Origin of the sequence: Streptosporangium sp. NPDC002544, from assembly GCF_040295965.1 — a bacterium.
Lineage (GTDB): Bacteria > Actinomycetota > Actinomycetes > Streptosporangiales > Streptosporangiaceae > Streptosporangium.
Genome location: NZ_JBEOWJ010000050.1, coordinates 60,892 through 67,251, shown reverse-complemented (window position 1 = coordinate 67,251; position 6,360 = coordinate 60,892). Strand labels below are relative to the sequence as shown.

Genomic DNA, 6,360 nt, shown 5'->3' with positions numbered 1-6,360 from the left:
GCCCCCCCCCGCCGCCGGTCCCCCTGGGGGCCCCCCTCGCCGGGGTCGTGGCCGTCCCCTTCCCGGCGCGGGCGGGCCCGCCCCGAGGCGCGCCCCCACGGCGGCATGCCCGTTGGCGCCGGTGATCCCCGATAGGCACAATCATGGTCATGACATGGACCTTCACCTCCGACATCGAGGCGTACGCGGGGATGGCGGAGCCGTGGCTGCTGCGGGATCCGGTCCGCAACACCGTCCCACTCACGGTCCTGCGCGCCGTACGGAGCGGTCTGTGGGGCGATGACGTGCTGCTGGGCAGGCTGGAGCGCGACGGCCGGATCGTGGCGACCGCGATCCAGACGCCTCCGCACCCCCTGCTGCTCCCCGATATCCCCGCCGACACCGTGCTCGGCCTCGCCACCGACCTGATCGAGAAGGAGAGGGCGATCCCCGGCGTGACCGGGCCGCTCCCGCTGGCCGAGGCGTTCGCCGCCTCCTGGTGGCGGCCCGAGGCCAAGCGCCGCGCGGAACGCCTCTACCGGCTCGACGTGCTGCTTGGCCCGGACCCCGCTCCGCCAGGGGCCTCGCGCGTGGCCGTCGCCGACGACCTCGATCTCCTGGTCCGGTGGGGCGAGGAGTTCCAGGCCGAGGCCGAGGCCGCCGGCCCCGTCGACCTGACCCCGCTGGTGGCCAGCCGGATCGCCAGACGGGAACTGCTCGTGTGGGAGGCGGGCGGGCGGCCCGTCGCGTTCGCCGGGGCCTCCTCGCCCATCGGCGGGATGTCCCGGGTCGGCCCCGTCTACACGCCCGCGGAGTTTCGCCGGAAGGGCTACGGCACCGCGCTCTCGCACGCGGTGAGCGCCAAGGTGCTCACCGAGGGCGCCGAGGAGGTGCTGCTCTTCACGGACCTGTCCAACCCCACGTCCAACTCGATCTACCAGGCGATCGGCTACCGGCCGGTGGCCGACTACGCCTCCATCACCTTCGCCTGACCTTTCTCGGCGTGCGTCTGCCGCCCGCCCGGGGAGGTCCCGTGGGAAGAGACAGGACGTCGGCGGCACGGGTGTGCGGCGAGCGAGCCGGGTAACCTTGGGGTCATGCCCCGATACGACTTCCGCTGCCGCGCCTGCGGGTCCACCTTTGAGATCTCCCGTCCGATGGCACGCTCCGGTGAGCCGGCGCTCTGCCCCGACGGCCACGACGACACGGTCAAGCTGCTGTCCACCGTCGCGGTGACCGGCGGCTCCGCGAGTTCCTCGGCCGCGCCCCGGCCCTCCGGCGGCGGTGGCGGGTGTTGCGGCGGCGGCTGCTGCGGCTGACCACATCGGGAGTCTGCCACCCGGACCGGCCCGGACCGGCCCTGGGTGGCAGCTCGAGATGACCTGACCGCGACCGGTTATGCGGCGCGCTTGCCCTGGAAGGGCAGGAATCCCTCGGCTCGGTGCGGGCGGGCCGGCACGAAGGTGGGTTCGGTGGCGACGATCCGGTCGAACCGGAACGCCCGGATCGCGTGGCGCATGCGGCACATGCCGACGAGGTACCAGTATTCGCGGTGGACCATGCAGGTCACCGGGTCGACGTCACGGACTGTGATCCGTCCGGAGACGTCACGGTAGTGGAGGCGGATGACGAGGCCTGAGGTGATGGCGTTGGCGATCGTCCGGGCGCGGTCGGCGATCGGGGCGGGCATCGGCTCGGTGAGGGTCGTCAGGGTGGTGGCGACGACGTCGTCGTCGATCTCCATCTGCTCGAACGCATGACGCAGGCCGCTGCGAGCGGCGCCTGCCTGCGGACTCGACCCCAGATGCGCCATCGACAGGGCGAGGGCGGCGATCTCGGCGGCTGTCAGCGGGGTGGTGAGCTTCATGACGCTAGTCATACCCAGATAATACGTCCGAGCACTGACATTTTTTCGAACTTCCTATCGGGTAAGGCATCTCTACCCGATAGGAAGCCCAGGTCAGCGTGACAGCTGTGACAGGTCGCGCGAGGCGCCGGTGGAGGCGGAGGTGGTAAGCGCGGCGTAGGCCTGCAGCGCGGCGCTCACCGGGCGCTGGCGCGTCCGCGGCCGGTAACCGCCCAGGTCGGCCAGGAGCTTCTCCCGGCGGGCGGCCAGTTCCTCCGCGGAGACCTTCAGCTCGATCGAGCGGCCGGGGATGTCGATCGTGACGAGGTCGCCGTTCTCGACGAGCGCGATGGTGCCGCCCTCGGCCGCCTCGGGGGAGGCGTGACCGATGGACAGTCCGCTCGTGCCGCCGGAGAAGCGGCCGTCGGTGACCAGCGCGCAGTCCTTGCCCAGCCCCTTGCCCTTGAGGAACGAGGTGGGGTACAGCATCTCCTGCATGCCGGGCCCGCCCTTCGGCCCCTCGTAGCGGATCACCACGACGTCGCCGGCCTTGACCTTGTTGTTGAGGATGCCCTCGACCGCGTCGTCCTGCGACTCGAAGACCACCGCGGGGCCCTCGAACCTCCAGATCGACTCGTCGACCCCGGCGGTCTTGACGATGCAGCCCTCGGTGGCGATGTTGCCGTAGAGGACGGCCAGGCCGCCGTCGCGGGTGTAGGCGTGCTCGATGTCACGCACGCAGCCCTCGGACCGGTCGAGGTCCAGCTCCTCCCAGCGGGCGCCCTGGGAGAAGGGCTTCACGGTGCGGGCGTTACCGGGGCCCGCGTGCCACAGTTCAAGGGCCTCGGGCAGCGCACGCGGCGACTGCGGGTCCCAGGCGTCGAGGTAGTCGCCCAGGGTGCCGCCGTTGACCGTGTAGGCGTCGCGGTGGAGCAGACCGCCCCGGTCGAGCTCGCCCAGGATCGCCGGGATGCCGCCGGCGCGGTGGACGTCCTCGACGTGGTACTTCGCGGTAGCGGGGGCGACCTTGCACAGGCAGGGCACCCGCAGCGAGATCTCGTTGATCTCCTTCAGCCCGAAGTCGACCTGGGCCTCGCGGGCCGCGGCGAGGATGTGCAGGATCGTGTTGGTCGAGCCGCCCATCGCCACGTCCAGTGCCATGGCGTTCTCGAACGCGTCCTTGGTCGCGATGGCGCGCGGCAGGACCGTCTCGTCGTCCTGCTCGTAGTAGCGGCGGGTGATCTCCACGAGCCGGCGTCCGGCGTCCTCGAACAGCTTCCTGCGTGCCTTGTGCGTGGCCAGGATCGTGCCGTTGCCCGGGAGCGCGAGGCCGATGGCCTCGGCGAGGCAGTTCATCGAGTTGGCGGTGAACATGCCGCTGCACGAACCACAGGTCGGGCAGGCGTTCTCCTCCATCTCCAGCAGCTCCGCGTCGGAGACGGCGTCGTTGGCCGCGGCGATCATCGGGTCGATCAGGTCGAGCTTCCCGTTGGGGGTCTTGCCCGCCTCCATCGGACCGCCGGAGACGAAGACCGTGGGGATGTTCAGCCGGAAGGCGGCGAGCAGCATGCCCGGAGTGATCTTGTCGCAGTTGGAGACGCAGATCAGCGCGTCGGCACAGTGCGCGTTGACCATGTACTCGACCGCGTCCGCGATCAGTTCGCGGCTGGGCAGCGAGTACAGCATGCCGCCGTGACCCATCGCGATGCCGTCGTCGACCGCGATCGTGTTGAACTCGCGAGGGATCGCCCCCGCCTCGCGGATCGCGCCGGCCACGACGTCGCCGACCTCGCGCAGGTGGACGTGCCCGGGGACGAACTGGGTGAAGCTGTTGGCCACGGCGATGATCGGTTTCCCGAAGTCCTCGCCGGACACGCCCGTCGCCCGGAGTAGGGCCCGGGCCCCGGCCATGTTCCTGCCGTGAGTGACCGTACGAGACCTGAGGGCGGGCATGAGGCTTCTCCCATCATCGAAACCGTGGTCTATGAATGGTACGGCCACCGCTCAGCGCGTGAGACGACTGCCCATGCCATGAGACATCGGGTTCGTGACCACAGGTTCCGCGAACACCGCCGCTTCGCGGACACCGTGTGGGAGGGCCGGTGAGGACGGCCGAGGTCAGTTCTCCGGGTAGCGCGCGGGCAGGACCTGCGCGGCGACCTCGTAGATCCTGTCGATCTCGGTGTCGGTGAGTGAGCGCTCCCGCTTGGTGATCCATTTACGGACACGACTGCCGTCGAATACGTCGACCTCGCGGACGTTGAGGACCTTCCAGGGGATGGCCGGGCCGTAGATCGCCAGGGACGGCACGATCGCGACCTCACGGCCGAGCTCCGCGGCGATCAGCTCGGCGGCCTGGGACGCCTCCCAGCGCGCCTCGTCGAGACGGGGCTTCTGGTTGAACGGGCCGTGGAACAGCTTGCGGTGCGACTGGACGCGGACGGGCAGGCGCTTGTCCCACTTCTCGGAGTCGACCGCGTAGACGCCGGTGGGACCCACGACCAGGTGGTCGATCTGGGCCTCGCTGCCGGGGATCGCGCGGGCGTGCAGGGTGCGGTAGCCCCCGCGCTCCAGCCGTTTCAACTGCATCTCCGTCCGCCGTTCCGCGACCGAGGAGCGCCGCCAGGCGGGCACCGACGAGTTGGAACGGGCGTGAAGCGCCGTGTCGACGATCGCGGCCACCACGGCGGCGGTGAAGCCCAGCTGCCAGCTGGCCAGCAGGATGGCCGCGAGCACGCCCACACCGACCGCGACGAGAACGCGTCGGCGCAGGTGGCGGTACTTGGGGTGATCGAGCAGGCTGCGCAGCGCGGCGCGCTCGACGGGTGCGTACGTAGACGCTGGTGCGGTGGGTCGAGACGTCGGCCGGTCCTCGGCCTGTCGGTCACTGACCCAAATCGGTGACGTAGTGTTACCGTCTTCTGGTACCTGACCGGAATCCACGTAACTCACGGTAGCTGACGTCCTCGGCGGGTGCCTAGTATTGCGTATCTCATACTTTTGTGACCGCCGTCACCCGCTTGGCGCTGCTATGAACCGGGTATCTACGGGCTTCCACTCTGGATAACCGCGCGCTCTGCGCCTACTGTGCGGGGCGTGGCTCACATTCACGATCTTAACGCTCTGGAGCAGGCGGCAGCCGTGCGGCGCAGGGAGGTCTCGCCCGTCGAGATCACCGAGCACTACCTCGACCGGATCGCCCGCCTGGACCCCCAGATCGGCGCGTACGTAACGGTGACCCCCGAACTCGCCCTGGAGCAGGCGCACAAGGTCGAGGCGAGGGTGCTCGCCGGAGACGATCCCTCGCCCCTGGCCGGGGTGCCGATCCCGATCAAGGACCTCAACCTCGTCAAGGGCGTGCCGATCCACTTCGGCTCGGCCACCTACGAGGACTTCGTCGCACCGGTGGACGACAGCGTGGTCGAGCGGCTCAGGGACGCTGGGACGATCATGCTCGGCAAGACCGCGACGCCCGAGTTCGGGCTGCCGTGCTACACCGAGACCGCCGTCTCGGCGCCCAGCCGCACCCCGTGGGATCTCTCCCGGTCGGCCGGCGGGTCCAGCGGCGGCGCGGCGGCGGCGGTCGCCGCGGGCCTGGCCCCCGCCGCGCAGGGCAGCGACGGCGCCGGGTCGATCCGCATCCCCGCCTCGGTCTGCGGGCTGTTCGGTATCAAGCCCTCCCGGGGCAGGATCAGCTTCGCACCGATAGTGCCCGACCTGGCCGGCCTGTCGACCAACGGCCCGATCACCAGAACCGTCGCCGACGCCGCCGCGCTGCTCGACGTGATGGCCCACCACAACCCCGGCGACCTCTATCACGCGCCGCCGCCGGAACTCGGCTCCTTCCACGCGTACGTGGGCCGCGACCCCGGTCGCCTGCGGATCGCCCGCTACGCCGAGCCGCTGGTCCCCGGCGTCGTGGTGGACCCCGAGGTACTCGCCGCCTACGAGCACGCCTCGGCGGAGCTGGCGGCGCTCGGACACGAGGTGGTCGACATCGCCCCGCCGTTCGGGCCGGACACGGTGCCGCAGTTCGTGACGCTCTGGTACGCGTTCTCGTGCATGCACCCGGTCGATCCGACCAGGCAGGACAGGCTCCGGCCGCTGACCGCCTGGCTGCGCGAGCGCGGCTTCGCCACCCCGGCCCCCGACTTCCTGCAGGCCCAGTCGGCGCTGCAGCTCGCCACCCGGTTCGGCCTGCTGGCGACCGACCCCTACGACGCGGTGCTCACCCCGACCGTGACGCAACCGCCCAGGCCCGTGGGCTGGTTCGAGGACGTCGAGGGCCCCGAGGAGACCTTCGAGCGGATGAAGCGGTTCGCCGCCTTCCCCGCCGTCTACAACGTCAGCGGCCAGCCCGCGGTCAACCTGCCGCTGCACTGGAGCGCGGACGGCCTCCCGATCGGCGTGATGCTGGCCGGCAGGTTCGGCGGCGAGGGCACCCTGATCTCCGTGTCGTCGCAGATCGAGGCCGCTCGCGGGGGTTTCTGGGGTGAGCGCAGGCCCACCACCTGGTAGTCCTCGACGGGCCGCCG

Annotated in this window: 6 protein-coding genes; 3 read left to right on the top strand and 3 right to left on the bottom strand. The window is 70.7% G+C overall.

The genetic code is table 11. The features are described 5' to 3' along the window. Positions 1–149: 149 nt before the first annotated feature. Together ABT061_RS44485 and ABT061_RS44480 are read left to right on the top strand one after the other, a co-directional pair. Positions 150–971, top strand: coding sequence for a GNAT family N-acetyltransferase (locus tag ABT061_RS44485; protein ID WP_350929732.1), 822 nt, complete (start codon positions 150–152; stop codon positions 969–971). 105 nt (positions 972–1,076) lie between these two features. Continuing rightward, positions 1,077–1,298: an FmdB family zinc ribbon protein gene (locus ABT061_RS44480; RefSeq protein WP_350929731.1), complete on the top strand. Its 222-nt coding sequence runs from the start codon at positions 1,077–1,079 to the stop codon at positions 1,296–1,298. Between the two features lie 77 nt (positions 1,299–1,375). Here ABT061_RS44480 and ABT061_RS44475 read toward each other — a convergent pair whose 3' ends face one another. The 3 genes from ABT061_RS44475 to ABT061_RS44465 all read right to left on the bottom strand — a co-directional run bounded on the left by ABT061_RS44475 (position 1,376) and on the right by ABT061_RS44465 (position 4,561). Then, positions 1,376–1,858, bottom strand: a complete 483-nt coding sequence (locus ABT061_RS44475) for a helix-turn-helix transcriptional regulator (protein ID WP_350929730.1) — start codon at positions 1,856–1,858, stop codon at positions 1,376–1,378. An 81-nt stretch (positions 1,859–1,939) separates the two neighbouring features. Then, entirely contained in the window at positions 1,940–3,778 is a 1,839-nt protein-coding gene (gene ilvD / locus ABT061_RS44470) for a dihydroxy-acid dehydratase (RefSeq protein WP_350929729.1), read from the bottom strand. A gap of 165 nt (positions 3,779–3,943) precedes the next feature. Further along, the gene (locus ABT061_RS44465; RefSeq protein WP_350929728.1) at positions 3,944–4,561 is read right to left on the bottom strand and encodes a nuclease-related domain-containing protein; all 618 of its coding nucleotides are present in this window, start codon (positions 4,559–4,561) and stop codon (positions 3,944–3,946) included. A gap of 360 nt (positions 4,562–4,921) precedes the next feature. Between ABT061_RS44465 and ABT061_RS44460 the strand changes: the two genes are divergently transcribed. Then, a complete protein-coding gene (locus ABT061_RS44460; protein ID WP_350929727.1) occupies positions 4,922–6,343 on the top strand; it encodes an amidase in 1,422 nt (473 codons plus the stop codon). Positions 6,344–6,360 lie beyond the last annotated feature (17 nt).